The sequence below is a fragment of the Filimonas zeae genome (genome assembly GCF_014641615.1).
GTDB lineage: Bacteria > Bacteroidota > Bacteroidia > Chitinophagales > Chitinophagaceae > Filimonas > Filimonas zeae.
In genome coordinates this window covers 432,373-455,174 of sequence record NZ_BMIB01000003.1, presented here as the reverse complement: position 1 = coordinate 455,174, position 22,802 = coordinate 432,373, and the positions used below count along the sequence as shown (strand labels likewise).

25 protein-coding genes are annotated in these 22,802 nt (G+C 45.5%); 3 read left to right on the top strand and 22 right to left on the bottom strand.

The genetic code is table 11. The features are described from left to right. Window positions 1-37: 37 nt before the first annotated feature. Complete coding sequence (locus IEY13_RS14990) at window positions 38-691, top strand: hypothetical protein (protein WP_188953502.1); 654 nt, start codon at window positions 38-40, stop codon at window positions 689-691. A gap of 42 nt (window positions 692-733) precedes the next feature. Continuing rightward, on the top strand, window positions 734-1,501 hold the full coding sequence (locus tag IEY13_RS14985) for a tetratricopeptide repeat protein (protein ID WP_188953499.1): 768 nt from the start codon (window positions 734-736) through the stop codon (window positions 1,499-1,501). A 35-nt stretch (window positions 1,502-1,536) separates the two neighbouring features. Here the strand turns inward: IEY13_RS14985 and IEY13_RS14980 are convergent, their stop codons facing one another. The 5 genes from IEY13_RS14980 to thrS form a co-directional block, all read right to left on the bottom strand. After that, window positions 1,537-2,964: a type III PLP-dependent enzyme domain-containing protein gene (locus IEY13_RS14980; RefSeq protein ID WP_188953497.1), complete on the bottom strand. Its 1,428-nt coding sequence runs from the start codon at window positions 2,962-2,964 to the stop codon at window positions 1,537-1,539. A 132-nt stretch (window positions 2,965-3,096) separates the two neighbouring features. Continuing rightward, a complete protein-coding gene (gene rplT, locus IEY13_RS14975; protein ID WP_146836414.1) occupies window positions 3,097-3,441 on the bottom strand; it encodes a 50S ribosomal protein L20 in 345 nt (114 codons plus the stop codon). Between the two features lie 47 nt (window positions 3,442-3,488). Further along, window positions 3,489-3,686: a 50S ribosomal protein L35 gene (rpmI, locus tag IEY13_RS14970; RefSeq protein WP_146836409.1), complete on the bottom strand. Its 198-nt coding sequence runs from the start codon at window positions 3,684-3,686 to the stop codon at window positions 3,489-3,491. Window positions 3,687-3,941: 255 nt separating this feature from the next. Further along, on the bottom strand, window positions 3,942-4,532 hold the full coding sequence (infC, locus tag IEY13_RS14965; RefSeq protein ID WP_188953495.1) for a translation initiation factor IF-3: 591 nt from the start codon (window positions 4,530-4,532) through the stop codon (window positions 3,942-3,944). Window positions 4,533-4,580: 48 nt separating this feature from the next. Then, window positions 4,581-6,512, bottom strand: coding sequence for a threonine--tRNA ligase (gene thrS, locus IEY13_RS14960; protein ID WP_188953493.1), 1,932 nt, complete (start codon window positions 6,510-6,512; stop codon window positions 4,581-4,583). Between the two features lie 101 nt (window positions 6,513-6,613). On the opposite strand from thrS, the gene IEY13_RS14955 reads away from it, so the two are divergent. Further along, complete coding sequence (locus IEY13_RS14955; protein ID WP_188953491.1) at window positions 6,614-7,657, top strand: hypothetical protein; 1,044 nt, start codon at window positions 6,614-6,616, stop codon at window positions 7,655-7,657. Between the two features lie 151 nt (window positions 7,658-7,808). Here IEY13_RS14955 and IEY13_RS14950 read toward each other — a convergent pair whose 3' ends face one another. The 17 genes from IEY13_RS14950 to IEY13_RS14870 all read right to left on the bottom strand — a co-directional run bounded on the left by IEY13_RS14950 (window position 7,809) and on the right by IEY13_RS14870 (window position 22,728). Beyond that, complete coding sequence (locus tag IEY13_RS14950; protein ID WP_188953489.1) at window positions 7,809-9,089, bottom strand: alpha/beta fold hydrolase; 1,281 nt, start codon at window positions 9,087-9,089, stop codon at window positions 7,809-7,811. A gap of 218 nt (window positions 9,090-9,307) precedes the next feature. Further along, complete coding sequence (locus IEY13_RS14945) at window positions 9,308-9,919, bottom strand: DUF3347 domain-containing protein (protein WP_188953487.1); 612 nt, start codon at window positions 9,917-9,919, stop codon at window positions 9,308-9,310. A 21-nt stretch (window positions 9,920-9,940) separates the two neighbouring features. After that, window positions 9,941-10,888, bottom strand: a complete 948-nt coding sequence (locus IEY13_RS14940) for a DUF475 domain-containing protein (protein WP_188953484.1) — start codon at window positions 10,886-10,888, stop codon at window positions 9,941-9,943. 26 nt (window positions 10,889-10,914) lie between these two features. Beyond that, window positions 10,915-12,420, bottom strand: a complete 1,506-nt coding sequence (locus IEY13_RS14935) for a helix-hairpin-helix domain-containing protein (RefSeq protein WP_188953482.1) — start codon at window positions 12,418-12,420, stop codon at window positions 10,915-10,917. Window positions 12,421-12,439: 19 nt separating this feature from the next. Beyond that, on the bottom strand, window positions 12,440-13,849 hold the full coding sequence (locus IEY13_RS14930; RefSeq protein ID WP_188953480.1) for a PP2C family serine/threonine-protein phosphatase: 1,410 nt from the start codon (window positions 13,847-13,849) through the stop codon (window positions 12,440-12,442). A gap of 14 nt (window positions 13,850-13,863) precedes the next feature. Beyond that, on the bottom strand, window positions 13,864-14,919 hold the full coding sequence (locus IEY13_RS14925) for a TerY-C metal binding domain-containing protein (RefSeq protein WP_188953478.1): 1,056 nt from the start codon (window positions 14,917-14,919) through the stop codon (window positions 13,864-13,866). Window positions 14,920-14,942: 23 nt separating this feature from the next. After that, window positions 14,943-15,260 (bottom strand): hypothetical protein, encoded by a 318-nt coding sequence (locus IEY13_RS14920; RefSeq protein WP_188953476.1) that lies wholly within the window; start codon window positions 15,258-15,260, stop codon window positions 14,943-14,945. A gap of 38 nt (window positions 15,261-15,298) precedes the next feature. Beyond that, entirely contained in the window at window positions 15,299-15,934 is a 636-nt protein-coding gene (locus IEY13_RS14915) for a vWA domain-containing protein (protein WP_188953474.1), read from the bottom strand. A 14-nt stretch (window positions 15,935-15,948) separates the two neighbouring features. Continuing rightward, window positions 15,949-16,587: a vWA domain-containing protein gene (locus IEY13_RS14910; RefSeq protein ID WP_188953472.1), complete on the bottom strand. Its 639-nt coding sequence runs from the start codon at window positions 16,585-16,587 to the stop codon at window positions 15,949-15,951. Between the two features lie 31 nt (window positions 16,588-16,618). Then, the gene (locus tag IEY13_RS14905) at window positions 16,619-17,578 is read right to left on the bottom strand and encodes a hypothetical protein (RefSeq protein WP_188953470.1); all 960 of its coding nucleotides are present in this window, start codon (window positions 17,576-17,578) and stop codon (window positions 16,619-16,621) included. A gap of 8 nt (window positions 17,579-17,586) precedes the next feature. Further along, window positions 17,587-18,690: a toxic anion resistance protein gene (locus tag IEY13_RS14900; protein ID WP_188953468.1), complete on the bottom strand. Its 1,104-nt coding sequence runs from the start codon at window positions 18,688-18,690 to the stop codon at window positions 17,587-17,589. A 24-nt stretch (window positions 18,691-18,714) separates the two neighbouring features. Then, window positions 18,715-19,329, bottom strand: coding sequence for a TerD family protein (locus IEY13_RS14895; RefSeq protein WP_188953465.1), 615 nt, complete (start codon window positions 19,327-19,329; stop codon window positions 18,715-18,717). 10 nt (window positions 19,330-19,339) lie between these two features. Next, a complete protein-coding gene (locus tag IEY13_RS14890; protein ID WP_188953463.1) occupies window positions 19,340-19,894 on the bottom strand; it encodes a TerD family protein in 555 nt (184 codons plus the stop codon). Further along, entirely contained in the window at window positions 19,884-20,729 is an 846-nt protein-coding gene (locus IEY13_RS14885; RefSeq protein ID WP_229687876.1) for a phosphoribosyltransferase family protein, read from the bottom strand. The genes IEY13_RS14890 and IEY13_RS14885 overlap by 11 nt, the downstream gene beginning before the upstream one ends. Then, window positions 20,729-21,427: an HAD family hydrolase gene (locus IEY13_RS14880; protein ID WP_188953461.1), complete on the bottom strand. Its 699-nt coding sequence runs from the start codon at window positions 21,425-21,427 to the stop codon at window positions 20,729-20,731. The genes IEY13_RS14885 and IEY13_RS14880 overlap by 1 nt, the downstream gene beginning before the upstream one ends. A gap of 23 nt (window positions 21,428-21,450) precedes the next feature. Further along, window positions 21,451-22,134 carry a TerD family protein gene (locus tag IEY13_RS14875; protein ID WP_188953459.1) on the bottom strand — a complete coding sequence of 228 codons (684 nt, stop codon included), beginning with the start codon at window positions 22,132-22,134 and terminating at the stop codon, window positions 21,451-21,453. 18 nt (window positions 22,135-22,152) lie between these two features. Beyond that, the gene (locus IEY13_RS14870; protein WP_188953457.1) at window positions 22,153-22,728 is read right to left on the bottom strand and encodes a TerD family protein; all 576 of its coding nucleotides are present in this window, start codon (window positions 22,726-22,728) and stop codon (window positions 22,153-22,155) included. Between the last annotated feature and the right edge of the window lie 74 nt (window positions 22,729-22,802).

The window sequence follows — 22,802 nt, the reverse complement described above, 5'->3', positions numbered from 1 at the left end:
AAGTAAAAAACATTACGAACCTGCTCAATAGGTGTATATGGAACTGGATGATCTGAAACAACAACTAAAACAGAAACTGTCGCAGCCCGCCACAGAATATTCTGAAACAGATATAGCCCTGTTATTAAAAGGGCAGGCGCAATCCGTGCTGGATAAATTGAAACGCAGCCTGTGGCTGGAGATTATATTTTCCATTGTGTTTACTATTGCTTTTATAGCAGTTGCTTTATCTAAAGCCGGGTTTGTAATGCGGGCATATTTTGGCTCTTTCCTCATTATTACCGTGGGCTTCGGGCTGTTTCAATACTATCTGGTAAAATACATTGACAAAACAGCAACCGCTCCGCTGCCGGTAAAAGAAAATCTTTCGGTTATAAACGCAATACTCAGCCGTTATGTAAAAAGAGTATACTGGCTAAGCATGCTGCTGCTGCCATTGTGTTTGTTTTATAGTTTGTGGCTGCACCAGATTGAATACAGCCGGCTGCACGCAGATGTTGCTGAGCGTATATTCAGCCCTAAAACTACTACTGTATGGCTGAAAGCACTGGCAGCTGTTGCCTTGTTATCTATACCGCAACATTTTTTTACCCGCTGGTACCTGCATAAATTATATGGCGTTTACCTGCAAAAGCTACGTGGTTATATACAGGAACTGCAACAACCTGAAGAAAAAGTAGCGGGCTTATGAGGAGGTTTGACAGGATTATATTTTATTTACGGAAAAAACACAATGTTTTTCGATGAATCCTGGACCCAATACTACTCCCTTGTTGTTGTTCTTCAGATTTTATGCATTCTGCACTGCCTGAAAACCGGCAGGAAGGAATGGATTTATCTGCTGATTTTTCTGCCGCTGGTAGGATGCATTGTTTATTTTGTCCGGGAAATTATGCCGGGTTTTTCCGCAGGTAACGCAGCGGAAAATGTGCAACGTACGCTATTTCCCAACTTCAAAAGCCGTGAGCTGGAACACCGCCTGCGCGTGGCAGATACCGATGCCAACCGTATGATGCTGGCCGATGAGTATGCCCGTCAGAAACAATATGGCAGGGCCATAGAACTTACCAATGCCTGCGCACAGGGCCTGTGGGCTAACGATCCGGATTTGTTGTTTCGCCTGGGCAAATTGTATTTTCACAACGCACAGTACGCCGAAAGCTTAGCCAGCTTTAATAAAGCCCTTCCTTTGCGTAATCCCGGCTTCAGCAAATCTGACGATGAACTGATTTATGCAAGAGTACTGGAAGCTACCGGCAACACTACACAGGCAGAAGAAGAATATAAAAAAGTGATACGCGTGCACCACTCCATGGAAGCCCGCTACCATTATGGCAAACTGCTGCAACGCCTGAAACGCAATGGAGAAGCGGTTAGCCAGTTTCAGGCTGTGCTGAACGAGAAAGACCTGCACCCTAAATACGTTCGCAGAATGAATTACCAATGGATACAACAATGTAAAAGAGAACTGAGTGCCCATAAAAAAGCCGCCACTGTATAACAGTTGCGGCTTTTTTTACTTTATCCTTTTTACTTCTACATATAACCCAGAATCTTTAACATGCTTTGGGCGCTTTGCTCTTTGGCATACACCCAGTCAACCAGCTTACCGTTTTTATCATGCCCTACAATAATGTGTTTGGGCGATGGAATAAGGCAGTGTTTAATACCACCATAACCACTGATCTGATCCTGATAAGCACCGGTATGAAAGAAGCCTACATACAGCGGTTCCTTGTTGGGCGAATCGCCTTTATTGCTGGCATGTTCCAGCTTGGGCAGAAATACCTCGTTAATATGCTCTTCAGAATCGTAGTAATCGTGGCTGTCACAGGTAATACCCCCTAAAACGACTCGTTGGTAATCATTATCCCATTTATTCACCGGCAGCATCAGAAATTTCTCTCCAATACCCCAGGTATCCGGCAGGGTGGTAATGAATGAAGAGTCGATCATATACCAGATTTCCCGATCGTTCTGTTGCTTCTGGGCTATTACGCTGTAAATATGCGCCATGCTCTCCCCTACAGTAAAGGAACCGAATTCGGTATAGATATTCGGCATAGGAACGCCTGCTTTTTTACAGGTCTTTTTAATATTGCCTACAATTTCATTAATCATGAACTGGTAGTCATATTCAAAACCTAAAGAGTGCTTAATGGGAAAACCACCACCTATGTTAATAGAATCCAGCTCAGGACAAATCTTCTTCAGCTGGCAGTACAGGTTGATGATTTTGTTCAGCTCACTCCAATAGTAAATATCGTCTTTAATACCCTTGTTCAGAAAAATGTGCAGCATTTTCAGCTGAAACTTGTCTTCGTAGCCTTCAATATTATCTACGTAAAACTCCAGAATATCCCTTTGGCGTATGCCCAGGCGGGAGGTATAGAACGGGAAGTTAGGTTCTTCCTCCGCAGCAACACGTATACCCAGTTTAAAGGGCTGTTTTACGCTGCGTTTGTAGGCATCCAGTTCTTCCTTATTATCCAGTACGGGAATTACATTTTTAAATCCGCTGTTGATAAGCTTGGCAATACGCGAAGTGTATGACTTTTGCTTGAATCCGTTACAGATGATAAAGGTTTCCTTGTTTATTTTACGGCGGGCGTACAACTTATTAATAATCTCAATGTCGTACGCAAAGGATGTTTCCAGGTGAATCTCATGCTTCAGCGCCTCTTCCACTACAAAGGAAAAGTGGGAGCTTTTAGTACAATAGCAATAGAAATACTTGCCTTCGTACTTGTGCTTCTTCATAGCATTCTCGAACATGCTTTTGGCCTTGTTAATCTGCATACCAATTTTAGGCAGGTAGGTAAGCTTCATAGGCGTACCGTGCTTTTCAATCAGTGCTTTCAGATCTAAGCCATTAAATTCAAGATAGCCATCGCTGCTTGTATTAAAACCTTCCTGCGGAAAGTGGAAAGTTTGTTTCACCAGGTCGGTGTACGTATTGTTCATCCTCTAGTGTCGTTGTACTTTTTAAGTAAAGGAAATCCTATAACGGTGCAAAAATAGTTTTTTGACAATATAACTATACAAAAAAAACCGGAAGTATATACCTCCGGTCTTTTTTTGTTGCTATAGCGACAATTATTTTACAGAATCGATCAGCGCTTTAAAGCTTGCAGGCTCGTTCATAGCCAGGTCAGCCAGCACTTTACGGTTCAGTTCAATACCTTTTTTGTTTAACTTATCAATAAACTTGCTGTAAGTTAAACCTTCTGCTCTTACTGCAGCGTTGATACGGGCGATCCACAGCTGACGGTATTCGCGTTTTTTCAGTTTACGGCCTACATAGCTGTAGGTCATACCCTTTTCTACAATGTTTTTGGCAACTGTATATACATTTTTACGTTTACCGTAAAAACCTTTGGCTTGTTTAAGAATTCTCTTTCTTCTTGCCCTTGATGCTACCGCATTTACTGAACGTGGCATATTAAAATCAGATTGAAGTAATTAACAGATAATTTTTAAAGTCGATCTTATTTCAGACGTAATAAACGCATAACGAAATCTTTGTTAGGCGCTCCAACAATTGCTTTCTGGCCTAAAGCTCTTTTGCGTTTGTTAGATTTTTTAGTTAAGATGTGACGTTTAAAAGGTCTCTGATAAGAGATTTCTCCTGTTGCTGTTACCTTAAAGCGTTTTTTTGCGCTTGAGTTGGTTTTAACCTTTGGCATATCAATAATCTGGTAAGATTACACCCTGCTGGCGTTCCCGAACAGACGGGACTCTTGTTGAGCCATATGGGTAATGGTTCCCTTTTGGGGTTGCAAAGGTAACAGAAAATAAATGAGATTTCAAAATTTACTACCAGCGAGAAGGTGTATATTACAATTCTTGATGCAATGTAAATAACCGGGCAGTTTTTACTGTCGAAAGTTAAAAAAGAAAAAGCGCCCTATAAAGGCGCTTTTTCACTATTAATGAGGTAGTTATGCTTTGGCACCCGCAGCAGGCTTTTTAGAACCTTTAGGGGCAAACATTACCAGCATTCTTTTTCCTTCCATTTTAGGCATGCCTTCCAGTACACCTACTTCGGTTAAACGCTCAGCAAACTTCAGCAGCAACAGCTCGCCTCTGTCTTTAAACATAATAGCGCGGCCTTTAAACTGAACGTAAGCTTTTACCTTGTTGCCATCTTTCAGGAATTTTTCGGCATGTTTCGATTTAAAATCGAAATCGTGATCATCCGTACCAGGCGTAAAGCGGATTTCTTTTACCTCGCTCTGCTTGGCATTTGCCTTCATTTCCTTTTCCTTACGCTTTTTCTCGTAAAGGAATTTTTTATAATCGATCACTTTACATACGGGAGGATCGGCATTCGGCGAAATTTCCACCAGGTCTAACTCCTGCTGCTGCGCTATCTTACGCGCCTCTTCCAGCGGATACACACCTACTGTAACATTATCACCAACCAAACGAACCTGAGGTACCCTGATTCTCTCGTTGATACGATGTTCGGGCTCTGGTTGTCTGTTCATCCTGGGGTTAAACCTTCCTCCCCCTCTATTTGGTAAAGCCATTCATTGTTGTTTAGTAAAAAATGATTTTCAACCTCTAAATTAAACTATTTATGCTTTTCTTTCAGCAATTTCCTCTTTCACGGTGTTAATAAACTCTTCCACGGTTACGCTTCCGGTATCACCTACCCCCTGTCTGCGGATAGATAAACGCCCTTCGGCCACCTCTTTCTCACCAATCACCAGCATGTACGGCACGCGGCTCAGCTCAGCTTCACGGATTTTTTTACCAATCTTTTCGCTGCGGTCGTCAATGTCTACTCTAACGCGCGCCTTGCGTAATTGTTGCATTACCTCCTGCGCGTAGGGTAAAAATTTATCGCTGATAGGCAGAATTTTCACCTGCTGCGGCGCTAACCATACGGGGAATTTACCAGCGTAATGCTCTAACAGAAAGCCGATAAACCTTTCGTGCGTACCCAGTGGTGCACGGTGAATAATCAGCGGGGTTTCCGGCGAATTGTCTTTATTGGTAAACTCCAGTTTAAAGCGGCGGCCCTGCGCAAAATCTACCTGGTTGGTGGCCAGGGTAAACTCGCGGCCTATCGCACTCCATATCTGTACATCAATTTTAGGACCGTAAAACGCGCCTTCATCCTGCACTTCAATAAACGGCGTGCCGGTTTCCTGCAATACTTCACGCACCATCTGCTCGGTTTCCAGCCACAGTTCCGGCTCGTTAATGTATTTCTGACCCAGTTTGGCAGGATCGTGCAGGCTCAAACGCATCACGTACTTGTCAATACCAAAAATGTTGAAATACTTCACGTACATATCGTTCACCGCCTTAAACTCCTGCGCAAACTGCTCTTTGGTACAGTAAATATGCGCATCGTTCATGTGCAGGCAGCGTACCCGCATCAGCCCAAACAACTCACCACTCTGCTCGTAACGGTAACAGGTACCATATTCCGCCAGGCGTAACGGCATGTCTTTATAGCTTCTCTGCTCTGCACTGAATATTTTGTGGTGGTGCGGGCAGTTCATGGCCTTCAGGTAATATTTGGTACCGTCCATTTCCATGGCCGGGAACATACTATCTGCATAATAAGGCAGGTGACCGCTGGTCAGGTACATGCTCTCTTTTGCCAGGTGCGGGGTTACTACCCTTTTGTAGCCGGCATCTTCTTCCGTTTCCTTAGCCAGCTTTTCCAGCTCTTCAATAATAATGGTACCATTAGGCAACCACAGCGGTAAACCCGGGCCCACATCATCATCCATGGTATAAATACCCAGTTCTTTACCCAGTTTACGGTGGTCGCGTTTTTTGGCCTCTTCCAGCATCAGCAGGTACTCATCCAGTTCCTTCTGTGTGGGAAAAGTAACACCATATATACGGGTAAGCTGTTTGTTGTTTTCGTTGCCTTTCCAGTACGCACCGGCAATATTGGTAAGCTTGATAGCTTTGATAGCGCCGGTGGCAGGAATATGGGGCCCACGGCACAGATCGGTAAACTGCCCTTGTGTGTAAAAGCTTATTTTGCCATCTTCCAGGTTGCCCAGCAGGTCCAGCTTGTATTCATCGCCCTTTTCTGTAAAGTATGCAATGGCTTCTGCCTTGGGCATTTCTTTACGTACATAGGCGTTGTTTTGCTTAGCCAGTTCGTTCATCTTCTTTTCCAGCCCGGCCAGGTCTTCTTCAGATATTTTACGGTCGCCCAGATCAATATCATAATAAAAACCTTTGTCCAACGCAGGTCCTACCCAGAACTTAGCGCCGGGAAACAGGCTTTCCACCGCTTCCGCCATCAGGTGGGCAGAAGAGTGCCAGAACGTTGATTTGCCATCCGTGTCGTCCCACGTCAGAAACTTCACGTTTGCGTCTGCAGTAAGGGGCCTTGTGGCGTCCCATACCTGGCCATCGACATTCGCGGCCAACACTTTTCTGGCCAGTCCTTCACTAATGGACCTGGCAATGTCTAACGCAGTACTGCCACTTTCATATTGGCGCACTGCTCCGTCCGGGAAAGTAATATTTATCATAAAAGGGACACAAAAGTAGTATTTTTCATGTTTTAACGCTTCCTTACGCTGTTGTACTATCTTACATTATTACATTTGTTTTTATGAGGTACAAGGTTTTTATGCTTTCATTGCTTGCGCTACCTGCCTTTAGCACCGCCCAGAACCTCACTGGTATATGGAAAGGGTATTTTGTGCAGGGCTTCGGAGCGCTGAAACAGCAATATAAATATGAGGTTCAGATTAAAGAGGAACCTGATAAAGCCCTGAAAGGGGTTACTTACTCTTATAAGGATGTTACGTTTTACGGCAAGGCCAGTTTGCAGGGCATTTTTATGGATAAAACCGCCAACGTGCTTATCCGCGAAAACAAAATGCTGGAGGTGAAAACCCTGGATGGCAGTGGTGCCTGTGCTATGACCTGTTATCTTACCTGGCGCAAAGAAGGTAAAGAGGAATTTCTGGAAGGCACTTACACATCGGAAAGCGTAGCAGATAAAAGCCCCTGCGGCTCGGGGAAAGTATACCTGAAACGATCGCCGGAGTCTGATTTTTACAAAGAAGACTTTCTGGTAAATGGCAAACAGAATGCGAAACCGGGCATGAAAATAAAACCCGGTGCAGAAGCCAACCTGATGCCGAACGACAATGCCCGCCTGCAAAACAGCAGCAAAAAAACAACGCCACCGGTTACACCTAAAAAACCTGTGGACAGCGCGCTGGTAATTGTGCCACGCAATAAAACAACAGATTCTTTAAAAGTTCAGCCGCCGGTGGTAATGGCTCCCCCTGTACGGCAGGTGCCCGTGCCCCCCATTCTGAAACAAAGGGAAAGCAAAACAGAAAAAACACTGCTAGTGCATTCTCCGGAGATTACTGTTAAGCTGTACGACAACGGAGAAATAGACAACGATACTGTAACAGTATACCACAACAACGAAGCAGTGCTGTTTAAAAAGCGGTTGGCCTACGAACCACTTGTGGTAAATATTCACGCTACACCGCAGGACCGTGTGCATGAGTTGGTAATGGTAGCAGACAATCTGGGTACCGTGCCACCTAATACGGCGCTGATGGTAATTACCTGTGGCGATAAACGGTATGAACTATCGCTGTCATCGGACCTGAAAAAGAACGCGAAGATTGTAATACAGTACGAGCCTTAATAAAGGAAAAGCCGTCTCAAAAGTAATTTGCGACGGCTTTTTCTTTATTGTTGCTTTCCGGGTAATTAATCGTCAATCACCGAAAAGATTAACTGAAATACGTTACATGAGGCTGGTAACTTACAACCTGAGTAAACGCTGAAATTGACTCTTACTGTTTTTCAAAAAAGTCAAGCACTACTTTATTGAATGAAGCTGCGTTTTCTGTGGGATAGTAATGCGTTTCCTTAGGAGCGATAAGCAGAGTACTTCCCATAATATGTGTTGCAATCTGTTTTGTATGCTCCGGCTTTGTAACATCCTTCTCTCCTGCCACCACTAATACCGGGCAATGGATTGTATTTAAATCATCAAAAGAGTGCCTTGGTTCAGTCAACAGCATATTAATCAGCCGTCTCCTGTTGTTTGCCCGGGAAGTGGTGTCGTTCTTAAGTTCTTTTAACTGATGATCCAATTCTTTGAACACCCATTTTTCAACCACTGTATCGTCTATAAAAACGTTCGCTCCCATTGTCACCAGTTTCTTTACTTTGGCAGGATATTTCATAGCCATAATCAGGCCTGTATTGCCGCCATCACTCCAGCCAACTATATGTGCACTGTCTATATGTAAATAATCCAGCAAGGCATTCATATCAGACGCAAACTGGTCGTAGGTATACATCTTGCCATCATCACCTGATTTTCCCTGTCCGCGTGTATCAACTGCAATCACTTTATACTTTTTAGCAAATGCCGGTATCTGTGCATAAAAGGAGCTGATCGACTGAGAATTACCGTGCAACAGGAGCAAGGGCGCTCCTTCTCCATATGTTTCGTAGTATATATTTATACCGTTAACCGGTGCATATCTGCCCACGACGTTATTTGCACCTAAAACCGGTGCAGTTTTAAATGCAGCGCCATCCACTTTGAGCGCTTTTTTACCGTGAAAGAATGTGTCACTTGCCAGCGTCAATTTAAAGGCTGTATTCATATTAAAGCCGGCCCAGTTTCGCAGAGAATCTTCTTCAAAATCGCCGTTAGGAAGAAGAATTTCTTCAAACTGATCTTTAGTATTCTCTATCCACAAACGGAAATAGTCAAAATAAAAAATACCACGTCGTGAAAAGAGTCCACCGAAGGCCAGGTTAACAGCCCCTTTATCAACTTTGCCGTTTATAGTGTAAACAGCCCAGTTGCCGGAACGAATGGGTTTGTCCATCATGTTGTAAAAAAAGCCCGTTTTCTTATCCGCTTTATCAACCCTTGCCCATAACTCCGCTTCTGCTGTGGAGTCAATCAGCTCTACTTTCACGGCGGCTTCCAGTTTAAATTTTTTACCGGTAAAATCAGCAACTTTTACTTGCCTGGTAAACGCGTCCCAGTCGTTACGCGATTGAGCATGAAGGGATAAAGGGCAAATAAACAGGAGGCAGGTTAACAATTTCATATCAGGTTTTGAGATAGTTGTAAAACGATGTAAATGGGCTTTAAATTACCAAAATACGAAAGTTGAGTAAAAATCAAACATGCCTTAATAGTGCTGGTATAAGCTTACATAAATAAAGTGTGAAGGAGCTTTATACTGACGGTACAAAAAATAAAGAAGCCGCCTCATTTATATATGAGACAGCTTCTTTTTTATGCCATTTCCAGGCTGCTATGTAACTATTTCTGTCTGAAATCCAGCGAATCCTGCACCTCACCACAATTCAGCATACCTGCTTTATACTTCGGATGCTTTTTACCCAGATAAGGGTTTTCCACTTTGTTCTCACTGGCAATCCAGAAGGCTTCTTCTGTATCGTTAAACGCCATAGGGCATTTTACGTGGTACACCACTGCCTTATCGTACTTTACCGTTCTTGCCAGGTTGTACAGGTTTTCAGACAGGTTGTAAAACGAACGTCTTTTTTCCTCAATACCTGCTGCTGAAATAACAGTACCGGCTTCCGCAGCAATACTTTCTGCAAAAGAGCGGGCGGTAGCTACAATCATAGTATCCCCTTTCAGTTCGCTAAAAGGTATTTTTTCTGCACTGGCTGCCAGTACAGCAGCGGCTTTGGCAGTGCTGGCCGTATCCCACTCTACAAAAGCGTTTTGCAGGCTGTAATAGTTTTCCAGTAACGTGTTAAAGGCCTGGTTAAATGTTTCGCTGTTTTTGCTAATGGCCAGTGGCTGCTGTTTGGGCGGCTCTGGTTTGTCTTCCTTTTTCAGCAAAAACCAGGCAGCCACACCTGCTGCCACCAGCACCAATACTACTATCAATCCTTTTTTCATCCGGTACTTTTTTAGAATAGTTTATTTATGATCCTCTCCTGTTACTGTCTTTTTAGGAAAGTTAAACAGAATAGAGGTGAGCATAGGTACAATAAAGATGCCTACTGTTAACAATGAAGTAATAATATCGGCAGTATGGCCACCCAGAAACTGCGCCAGCGGCGTGCCTTCGTAAAAATGCTCGTACAGCGATAAAATGAGTTTAATACCCAGAATAGCAATTACAATAAAGGCTGCTGTTTCCAGAAAATGGTAACGCTCCATCAGCTTAACAAAGGTTTGCGCTACAAAACGCATAGCCAGAATACCAATAAACACACCTATACAAACCAGCAGAATGTTAGGGGTAAAGGCTACCGCTGCAAACACGTTATCGATAGAGAAAGCCATATCCATTACTTCTACCAGAATAATGGTAGACCAGAAGGGCCCTATTTTGTTCTGGAAGAATTTATAAATGGCGTTGTCTGATTTGCTTACTTCGCCTTCTTTATCATGATGCTCCGTTTTACGGGTTAACGCATATAACTGATACAGGATATAAATACCCGCCAGTGCGCGGAAGCTCCACAGCATATAAATGTTTACAGTGGCATCGGCTTTAATAGCCCACAGCAGTCCGCCCAGGCTTAGTATTTTAAATACAGCAGCACCTTTTTCGCCATAGCCCACTTTATCTTTAAACTGATCAACCACCAGCCACAGCAGGTATAAGCCGCCCAGTGGTTTCAGCCACCAGATGCCTATTAAAAAGGCAGCAAATAACATGGCAAAGCCACGGAAAATATAAGCGCCCCAGATACCATATTTTAATGCTTTGTTGCGGTCTTTTTCAGGCAGGTCCATTACCATAGTAGCCAGCACAGCCGCATTGTCAACTGACAACAGGCTTTCTATAATAACCAGGTTACCAATAATTGCCAGCGAAGGCAAAGGGTTGTCAATAATCTGTTGTACCAGTTCGTTCATGTTAGTTATAATTATTAAGAATAAACTTATTTATTGGCCATAGTAATCAGCACTACCCTGCCGCCCTCTTCTTTCGATAGCAGCAGTCTTTTACCATCTGTAATTTCTACCATAGCCCCCAAAGGCACTTCCGCGTCGTTGGTTAAATCTTTCAGAGAATCCAGTTTCTGGTTTACCAGCACCCATTTTCCCTGGTAAAAGGTAAAGTATCCTACCGGAACTTTTTGTTCCGCCGTTAATTTTTCGTTGCGCACCACGTTTCTGTTTACATGCCACTGAAACAGGTACTGGTTGTTATACACCATTAAACGGTGATTTTCCGGCCGCCATACAGCAGGTTTAAACTGATAATACAGGTCTAACACCGGCAGCGTGCCTTTATGCGCCGTTCCGCAGAACGGGCAGCGGGGCCGGCTGGTATTATCAAACACATACCATTTCTGGTCGCAGGCAGTATTACTGCAGGGCTGCATCAGATCGGTGGTTTTAAGTATTGCCTGCTCCCACATTTCAGCAGGCGGGCGTTGTGCCGGATCGTGCAGGCCGGTAACAAAAGCCTGGTCGAACAACGCTTTCAGGTAAGGCCCGGTTACGCTATAAGGAATACGCGTTACATCGGCCCAGGGCAATTCTTTCGGGTTCAGCTGGCTTATATTGGGGCGGTTAGTGGCATCGGTAGGATGCTCAATAAACATGGCCTTTTTACCCATCGACAGCAGATCGTCTTTTTCCGGCTCCAGGTGGTGTACTTTACCCCCTTTTAACGGGTGGCGGTACAGCAGGTACATGTAAATCATTACCGCCAGCGCATGCAGGTCGGTAACCCGGCTGGGCAGCACCCGGTTCAGGTCTTTTACATGCAGGTGCTTGGTGGCAAGCACTTCCGGCGCAATAAAGTCTGCCGTGCCTATTACATCGGGCGGAAACAGGCCCGGTACTACCAGGCCATCAATATCTATAATAGCAGCCGATTTACTCACCGGGTCTACCAGTACGTTTTTATAAGAAAGGTCAGAATGCGCCAGCCCGGCGGAGTGCAGGCGTTTTACGCCACGGCTTATGTTGAGGCATACCTGAAAGTAACTGAGCCAGTTACCCAGTTCCGACTCATCCAGGCGCAGTGCAAACTGTTTGTTGCGGAATTTGGGCGAGGCAAACCATTTGCCCTCTTTTTCCTTGCCTTTAATAAGATCGCTGGTGGCGTAGCCTTTTTTGAAAAAGAAGTTGGAGTGGTAGGCAGGCACCACTATACCCGTTTTACGGCCTTCTTCCACCATATCGGTAGGCCAGCAATACAGGTCTTTATAATAATCCCCGCCTTCGCGGTTAAAAAAGCTGTCGTAATACTGGGTTACAATTTTACGCAGGCGTTCTTTGGAAACAGCATCCTGCTCATCACGGTAAAAAGCCACCACATACGATTTGTCGGGGCTGAAATACACGTCTTTCATACCGCCCCGCATAGGCTCGCCTGTATCTACATACTGGTAAACTTTTCCGGGTGTTATTACTGAAGAAACGTTTTTAGTCATATCCTGTGCAAACTGCAATTTAAAAAACTATAGCCAGTGTTCTGTCGTCATGGTTTCCGGCACTCCAGAAATCCATCCAGGCCGACAGTTCTTCTGCTACCTGCGTATTGTCCGGGCTCAGCTCCACCTTTTTGCCATCCTCATTCTCCCCTGCCAGGTCCCGTATCAGTTCCTGCCATTTCTCCGGCTTTTCCAGTGCTGCCTCCGTAACAAACTTAGGGTCGAAGATACCATCTGTCATTAAAAACAAATGCGAAAAATCGTCCACCACCTTACAGCCAAAACGGGTATAAAACAATTCGTTTTTAAAAATCTCCGGCATGGTAATAAAGCGGGTACCGCCGCCAAACTCGCCCACATCCAGGCGGTTCATCAACATTGCCGCGGTCTGGTCTGTATTTACCAGTCCTATTACCCCATCACCCACACTAAAGGAAAGTACAGCGTATCCAAAAGCAAACTGTTTCAGCAACACAAACAACAGGGTGCTGTGCAGGTCTTTCAGCGCCACCTCTTTTGTATGCGCAAACGCTTCCAGCTGCTTATGTGCATACAGGGCGGCTTTGCCCAGGTGTGTATAAATCTGCTGGTTCAGCTTTTTCTGTGTATCTGCTCCGGTACCATGGTTATACTCCTGCAACAGCAGTTCCAGCTCAGGCAAGCCATCGCCGGTAAGTGCGGGGGTAAAGTAATTTACTACCGCATTTACCGCCAGTTTAGCGCCCTGCCTGGCCAGCGGGGCGCTGCCCGCACCGTCTGCCACGGCTATCACGCTCCAGCCGGTCTGGCCAAAATGGCCGTAAGCAATATCATCATCCCGGAAGCCACCGGTATTGGCATGCGAGCGGCCTCTTTTAGAGGCAGCTACTAACAGCTTTCCGCCCAGTGGTGCCGTAAAAGCAATATCATCTTCTTTCCAGTACAAATCAGTAGCATCACTGCCCAGGTTTTTCCAGAGCAGCCGGGGGTTGGGGTTAATTACCAGCGGAATACTTTTTTCGTGTGGTTCCGCTTCCTCCGGCTCCTGTTGCAGGCGGTAACGTAACACCAGCTTTCTATCGCCGTGTGCCGTTGGTGTGCCTGTAATGCTGCCCGTTTCTGCATCGTACTGCAAACCGGTATCTTCCAGACCGTTCAGTTCAATCACCTCCATATCTACCCAGCCCTGCTGGTCGCGGTCAATCACCGCTTCATAAGGCTTGCCCGCTGTGGCGTTAGGTATGGTAAAAGGCTGTTCCTGTATGGTAGTAATCCGGTTAAAGAGTTGCCATTTATCCATCAGCATATTTTGATAAGTCAGTATTTCAGTAACTGCTTTGCTGTTTACCTCATCCTGGCAAAACTGCTGTAGCAGCTTGTTCCGGGCTTCGGTAACCGGCAGGTTGCCATTGGCAAAAAGCTGCTCCAGGTACTGTTGAGTTGCATTCATTACGTATTGTGCTTTTAACCCTGTGTTCTGTTCACATCAAAACCTTCTTCGCCGGATGAGGTATAGCGGCCCTGGTTACCGCACGATGGGCAACGGCTCACTTCTTCATCGCCAATACAGTGTACCTGACCACAGCCGCACACCGCAAAAGCAGTCTGGTTGCCACAGCAGGGGCAGGTAGGCACGCCTATCAGCTCGCTGGTATTAATAGAAAACTGTTGCTGTATATTATCTGATAATTCGTGATAAGCTTCCGTTACCGAAAAAGCACCCACCAGGCGGTAAGCCCTGGTTTGCAGGTCCAGGCCCGAAAAAGCGGCAGGCTGTACCACCTTCCGGTATTTCATCAGATAGGGGCGCTGTGTATGCTGGCATTTACCGGCCAGCACTACAAAATTGCTATCTGCATACTGTGCAGGCGGGGGCGCTTTGGTAAGGTCTATTTTAGAAAGGGTATCGCCATCGGTTTTAGCCAGTTCAAAGCCGCTGCCGCTGTTTTCCACGCTTTCGCTGGTGGTTTTAATAGAAGCAGTAATCCACCTGAAAAACTGCTTGTATGTATCCGCATTGCTGTTGTTAAACAACAGTACATGATCGGTAATTTCGCGCAGTACAGGGGTATCCGCTTCTGCACCCATGGCAATGGCCACCAGGTTTACACTGCTGCGCCATTGCTGCTGCCATTCCTGTATGGCAGCATTGGTTTCATCGGTAGGTACCCCATCGGTGAACATAAAAATCAAAGGTTTCCAGTCCCCTTTTTGCTCGTAGGTGGTTTTTACCTGGTTTTTACGCAGCTCAAACATCAGCTGCCCCAGGCCTTTGCTCAGCGCCGTACCGCCGCCTACAGGAAAACGCGGCGGGTAAAAATGAATCAGCTCCTGCAAAGGCACCAGTGTTTTGGCCTGTCCGGCAAATACAATCACCGATATCCAGGCCGTTTCAATGGCATAAGGGTCTGCCTTCAGCTCGCGTATAATCCGGGCCATGCCTTCTTCTACCAGCTGAACAGGCTCTCCCACCATCGATTCAGATACGTCTATCAGAAAGTATATGGGTAATCTTCTCATGGTTATATGTTCACCGGCAGCGGTTACTGCCTGTTATTAAATTGGGCTACTACCTCCTGTGTAATGTCTTTTCCTTTAAAATTGGTGCCCAGCGAGCCAATAGTGTAAATAGGCCCCCAGGGTAAGCCCCACCAGCCTAGTACTGCCGACAGTACAGAATATTTTGCGCCGTATTTAATGGCCTTTTCGCCGGCAGGAATGTAGTAAATGTTGGTAGGTCTTTTAAACGTTGCCACTACTATAGAAACTGTATACTGGAAAATAACGAAGCGGGCTCCGTTGGCTACCTGGTTGTTCAGTTCTTCAATAGGCATGTCGCCGAAGTTTTTAATTTTTGCCATGTCTGTAAGGGTTTAGTGTTTTTTTTATTGATTTGGTTTTAAATAACAAGGTTGAGTTCAGCAGGAGGTGCAGGAAGGGTTAATGATTCTACGGTGCCCATGCTTTTGTTGCCCTGTTCAATGGTATCAGATACCCATTTAAAAAACTGCTTCAGCGTAGAGCTGTCTGCAGTAGCCAGGTGCACCACATGTTGGGTTAGTTCTTTCAGCATGCTGTCATCTGCCAGATGGCCGGCCGCACAGGCCACCACCGCAGCAAAATTGAGCGATTGTATTTTGGGTATCATTTCACGGTACAGCTGTATATCAGAAGGTTTGCCATCGGTAAACAGAAACAGCAGCGGGCGCCAGTCGCCCTTCTGCTCCGTAGTACCTTTGCGTACTTCGCGGCCCACTTTTTCGTACAGCAATTGCAGGGCCTGCCCGGTGTGGGTAGGGCCACTTTGCGGACAAACAATCTCTGGCAGCTGAAAGCTTACCAGCTCTGTCAACGGCACTACTTCTTTTACTTCACGGTCAAACGTAACAATACTTAACCACAGCGAGTCCAGTGCCTGCGGGTCCATACGCAGGGTGTTCATCATACCGCTGAGGGCGTTGTTCAATGCCTGAATAGGCTCTCCAAACATAGAGCCTGAGGTATCCAGCAAAAGGTATACAGGTAATCTTCTCATTGGTAATAATTGGCTTACACTACAATATTTAATTCGGCAGGCGGTGGCGGCAGTTCATCCAGGCCGGTTACCTCTTTACCGGTATCTTCAATGCGGGTAGAGGAAACACCGATAGAAGCAGATACCCAGGTAAAAAACTGGCCTATGCTGTTGGTATCAACCGTATCCAGCCTTACCACATTAGGGGTTACCTGTTTCAGCACCGCACTGTCTGCCCCATTACCGGCCGCACAGGCAACGGTAAAAGCGGTTTTGCGTTTCTGAAACTCTGGCAGTGCAGTATTCCAGTCGTCGGTAGGCACGCCATCCGTCATAATAAACACCAGCGGTTTCCAGTCGCCCTTCTGCTCGGCAGTAGTAAGCGCCACTTCCCGGTCAATACACGAAGCTACCAGCCGCAAAGCCTGCCCAAACGCGGTAGTACCGGAGGCAGTAATAGAAGGCATCTGAAAGGAAGACAGGTCTGTAAGCGGTACCAGTTGCCGGGCGGTACTATCAAAAGTAATAACGCTTAGCCAGGCAGTTTCAATAGCCTGTGGGTTCTGCCGCAGGCTGTTGAGCATTACCTGTACCCCGTTTTTAACGGCCTCAATGGGCGCCCCGTTCATAGAACCGGAGGTGTCCAGCAACAGATACACAGGAAGTCGTCTCATAATTTCTTTTTTATAGCGCCGGCAGCAGACCTTACAGTCCGTCTGTGTTCAGCATCGTTTTTAAAATATTCGCCTGCACATCAAAATTGTTGGTTTCCAGAAAATCAATGTCGGCTATTTTGGAATGATATTCTTCCAGCAGCTTCTGAATTTCTGCCGGCAGCTGTTTCTTTCTGTCGTCAATACTCTGTTCCAGGGCTTCGTTGCCGGCGGCCAGCTCCTGTATAAACCTTGCTTTTTTAGAAATGGGTTCTGCCAGCTCCACCCCTTCCAGCTGTGCCGGTTCCAGAAACAGCAGCAGGTTGCGCACGGGGTAATACAGAAAAAACCTGTCCAGGTCGTTCATCTTATACAACTCCAGCGTTTGCTGGCGGCACCGCAATCCCCCCATCCACTGGTTGCCAAAACGATGCTTGCATTGCAGCCCCATCAGCTTTTTATGAATAATACCGTAACCATTCTGGTACACCTCATCGGGGTGAAAACGAATCAGCGTTTCCAGCAGGGTTAGCGGTATTTCTGTAAAGTATTCCTGCGCGTACGTTTCCGAAAACTTTGCAATGTCTTTAGGAAAAGGGATATCCGTACTTAAATCTGCCAGGTTCTGGTACAGATTACTGATACTGCTGCTGATTTTCTGTACCTGACCGGCCCGCTCCCGCTCGTACTGCTGCTCTTCAAACAGCTCCGTTTGCAGGCGGGTAATCATGCTCCTGTTCAGCTCCATTTCCTCAAAAATGAGTACTACATTCTTTTCGTTCTTCTTTTTTACTTTCCGCAACAGTTCTAAAACCGACTCGGTAAACTGCAGGTGAAAGAGGTCGAGCTTGTGCATATCCAGTTCCGGGTTCGATTCAAACAACCGGTGAATTACCTGGGTACGCAGGTATATCCTGTAAACAATCTCGTCTTCAAAAAAGGCTGACATTAACTGTAGCCTGCCAATGACGTGATTAGATTCATTCAATATCTGCTTCCGCTCTTCCTCCATCCTACACACTATTTAATAGCTGTTACGTTCTTTTTCAGCTCTGCTTCCAGGCTTTGCAGTTCGTTGTTTAATACCTTACGGTTTTGTGTACCCTCATCGTGAATACGTTTTACTTCGTTCAGCGTTTCTATCAGTGAGGAAGTGGTTTTCTTCAGGGTTTCGATAGATACTACTGTTTTCTCATTTTCCCTGGCCACTTCAATACTGTTCTGCTTCAGCAACTCGGCATTCTTCTGCAGAATGGTGTTGGTAGTATCCGATACTTTTTTCTGTATCTCCACATTGGCTTTCTGCCTTTGCAGCGCTACCGCTATTGTCAGCTGGTTTTTCCACACCGGTATGGTGGTAGATACAATAGACTGCGCCTTTTCGGCAATAGCCGTGTTGTTGTTTTGTACCACCCGTATCTGCGCCAGCGACTGCAGCATAATAAAGCGTACAATTTTCATATCGGCCAAACGCTTGTCTAACCGTATTACAAACTCACGCATATCTGCAATCTGGTAGTCCTGATAGTTACCGGGGTTGGCTTCCATCTGAGCCAGCTGTTCGCTCAGCTCTTTGTGCTTTAACAAACCAGATATGATCAGATCTTCCATTTGCTTACCGTACGTTACATTGCTGTCAAACATCGTTTGTAACGAACTGTTGTCTTTAATAGCATTCAGCCTGCCCGCCTTAATCTGGTTGGTAATTTTGTCTACGTTGTTCACTACCGTATCATACTTCTGAAACATCTTTTTCACATCTACCACCAGCCGCTTCAGCAACGGAATACCCGATATAAAACGCTTAAAACCGGTTTGCTCCAGTTCATCCACATCAATATAGTTCAGCTCGGTAAGCAGGTTGTTAATCAGCTCGCCTACTTCGCCGGAATTATAGGTACGTACAGAACTCAGAAACTGGTTGCTGTACTTCTCCATCGTATTCTGGGTATCAGCTCCATAGTTCAGAATAGAATTGGAGTCGGCCGGGTTTAACCCCTTACTCAGCTCACTCAGTCGCTTCGCTTCTTCGGCAGTAACCAGCGACAGATCAACGTTGCCATCTTTATCTATTCTCGGCGCTGTTGCATTGGTTGCAACAGGAAGGTTGGAATTTGTTTCCATCAACAGGCTTTTTAGGTTGGATTGTTATAAATAGTTCTGAGAAACCGTTGCTACGGTCTGCTCCAGATTTGTATCTTTTGTGGGCTCGCCAATGGCATTAAACTTCCACTCCCCGTTCTTTTTATAAAACACACCCATTACCATAGAAACGTGGCCGGCAAAACCAGGCCCGTTGGCTATATCGTAAGTGGCAAATACTTCCGTTACGCGGGAAGGGGTGCCTTCGTAAATACGGATAGAAGCAAAAGGGATATTGGCAAAATCGTGCCCGCGAAAGCTGTTCAGCACAAATGCTGCATAGCTGATGTCGGACTGTAAACCGGCAAAGTTCAGTGTAATTACTTCATTGTCCAGCCCGTCGTTTCCATTCAAATCGCCCGTAAGGTCGTCGCCGCTGTGCTTTACCGCCCTGTCTTTCGATATCAGGTTTCTGAAATATACTACGTCTACCAGTTGTTTATTGTCGTTATACAGCGCGCAGCTGCCATCCAGGTCTACCGCTTCCTTAGATTTGCTTAAACCAAAGAAGCCCTTTTTTTCAATAGCGCCCCAGTTAATACCAACACATACGTTCTGCAGTTTGCTGCCATCACTCTTTGCCAGGTTAATGCGCTGTCCTTTCTGTAAATTAATTGCCATAACGTATTGCTTAGTTGTATTTGTTTAAATAATCCTGTAAACCACCTTTCATACCAATGCCTACCGCTTCAAACTTCCACTCGTTGTTACGCTTGTAAATACGGCCAAACTCTACCGCAGTTTCAATAGAAAAATCTTCTTCCAGCTCGTACTTCAGAATGTTGTTGTTGGTAGCAGCATCAAATACGCGGATAAAAGAGTTTCTTACCTGTCCAAAATTCTGCCTTCTCGCTTCTGCTTCGTGAATGGTTACCACCACGCAGATTTCGCTTACAGAAGCATCAATCTTCGTCAGGTCAATCTTAATCTGCTCATCATCACCATCACCTGCACCAGTAAGGTTATCGCCGGTATGCTCTACCGCGCCATCAGGAGATTTGAGGTTATTATAGAAAACAAAATGCGCATCCGATAAAATCTTCTTGTTCTCACCCAGAATAAACACAGAAGTATCCAGGTCAAAACTGCTGCCCGAAGCACTGTTATTGGTATCCCATCCCAGGCCGATGGTAAACTTTGGAACACTAATTACTTCACGTTGTCCTTTTTGCAGATTAATTGCCATTGTGTATCAGTTTAAAATTGTTGGTATAAATATAATCCCTGATGCAGTGCAGGTTAGGCAGGTATGCCTCTACCATATGGTAGCTGTTGCCCAGGGCCATGTTGTACAGGTTATGCACAAACTCATCCGTCCGGTTCTGTAGAAATATGCGGAAAGGGGCAGATTCGTAGTTGAGTATATATTTTACAATACGGGTATTGATAAAAAAGTGCCTGCTTTCAATAATAGGCTCCAGATCAAAAATATCCTTTACCTCAAAATAATTAAGGTGGTTTTCGATATTCGGATGAATATCAGGATTAGTGAGCTCTGCAAAGTACAGCAAGCCCATATCGTTATTCAGCTGGTACTCCTGCACCATTTTCAGTATCATACGCTCGTGGCTGCCCGTAATGCGTATATCATCCAGAAACAGCACGGTTTTATCTTCCAGAAAAGCCCGGTCAATATGAAACGAGTCCTGCCCTATCAGCTGCATACGTTCCTCTGCATTCAGCGCGCCGTAATCTTCCTTGTAACTGGTTTTGCGGTGTACTTTGGTTTCCTGTACCACAGGCAGGTCGTTTTCGGCCAGCCAGCGGTTCAGCTCAAATACAAAATAGTTTTTCAGTGCAAAGGTGGCGGTGGGTATAAAGGCATACGGACTGGGCGCTACCACCAGCTGTTTGTTTAATACGCCGGTTTTCAGGTACTGCTCAATAAACGCCTGTGCCAGCTGCGCGCCAAACCTGCGTGCAGCCCAGCCACAGCCAAACTTAAAGCGGCTGTACTCCGCCGGTTCAAAGGCAAACCGGTCGTGTGTTTGTATTTTGTGTAGGGAAAAAGTAAAAAACATCAGTTCATGAGATTGGAGATGGTTAAATGATTAGAGTTGATGAGCAAAGAGTGTATACCGGCCGCCTGCGCGCCCTGTATATCGGCCAGTGGGTTATCGCCTATATGAATAATTTCATGTGCCGCAATGCCCGCCTGTAACTGATGTTCTCCTGCCTTCTGAATCATCTGCACAAAAAATGCCTGATTGGGTTTAGACATGCCCCACTCATCGGAATATAACTGAAAATTAAAATAGCGGTCCAGCTGAATATGCTGTAACACCTGCCGCAACGTACTGCCTTTTATAAAACCGGTGTTGCTGAGAATATTGAGTGTGCACCCACCCTGCTCACATAGGGTTTGCAGCGCGGGTAGGGTATCTGCACTATATACACCGGGCATATAGTTAAATACCAGTTGTTCCATTTCCCGGTACAGCGCAGCAGTATCTATCTGTTGCAGGTAACCGGGAACAGGGTTGAGCAGCGAAATCACCATCAGGTACATTTCTTCCGCGTCAATATTGTTCCCGGTTTTCTCGTTAATGGCGTTGCACATCAGATCAACCTGTCTGAAAATGGCTTTCACTTCTTCCAGCGTTTTTTGCATACTGTTCAGGTGCCTGTGAAAATACACTGCCCGCTCCGCTTTAAAAGCAGGATTGGATCTGATTAACGTAAGCCACAAATCAAACGAATAGTGTTTATAAACAGGCATACCAGAGCAATAGTTAGAAACGCTTAAGAATTATACGCATATTTTTTCAGTATTTCAATAAAACTGTCGCCCGGATGAGGTTCGCCCAATGCGCGGAATTTCCAGGAACCATCTTTCCGGTACACTTCTGCAAACACCATGGAAGACATATTGTTGAAAGCTGCTTCGCCAGACAGGCTAAAGCGCGCAATTTCTTTGCCCGATTTATCTACCGCGCGTATAAAAGCATTATCAACCATACCAAAGTGCTGGTTCTTCTGCCTGCCCTGGTAAATGGTTACCAGAAACAGAATACGGTCGTACCGCGCATCCAGATCGTTCAGTTTTACAATAATCTGTTCATCATCGCCATCACCCGCACCGGTTCTGTTATCGCCGGTTAACCATATATGGCCCGAAGGGTGCTTCATAGAGTTGAAGAAGATAACATCTCCTTCATACAAACCCACCGTTCTGCCACCGGTAGTAGTTACGGAACGGCCCAGGTTAGCTACTTTGCCATTGCTATCGAGCAGAAAGGCTACTGCATCCAGATCAAACTCTTCTTCTTTCTGGCCGCCAAACAGCTTGCCCAGAAAGCCGCCGCCACCGTTTTTCTGCTTCATATCCCAGCCCAGGCCTATGGTTACTGTAGATAAGTCAAAGCTGTCGCCGCTATCGTTTTTTCTCAGGTCAATGGTCTGACCTTTTACCAGGCTGATTGCCATATGTGTGTGGAGTTTAGGTTACTTGATAATTTGTCCTTTGAAATACTTGCTCAGGAAGAAAGAAAGATCTTCGTTGTAGCCGATGCCCGAAGCTTCAAAACGCCACTTGTTATCTTTCTTATACAAACGGCCGAACTCTACGCCGGTTTCAATAGAAAAATCTTCTCCCAGCTCGTATTTCGCAATCTCGGTGTTGCCGGAATCATCCACAATACGGATGTAAGATTTACGTACCTGACCAAAATTCTGCCTGCGGGCAGCCGCATCGTGAATGGTTACCACAAAAAGAATTTCTTCTATACGGGCATCTACTTTGGTAAGGTCAATATTAATGGTTTCATCATCTCCATCGGCACTGTTGCCTCCGGTAGGGTCATCGCCGGTATGATGCACGGCACCATCCGGTGAATCGGTGTTTCCGTAAAACACAAAAAATTCGTCCTGAGGAATCAAACGGTTCCCGTCAATCATAAAAGCAGAAGCATCCAGATCAAAAGAAGCTCCGGTACCTTCATTCGGATTCCATCCCAGTCCTACGCTTATTTTCGACAGCCCGATGTCAATTCGCTGTCCTTTTTGCAGATTAATGGCCATACGATTGGTTTAATAGTGGTTTATTCAGGTTTAAGGCAATTAATAATCAACAGGTTATTACCAATGAAAATAAA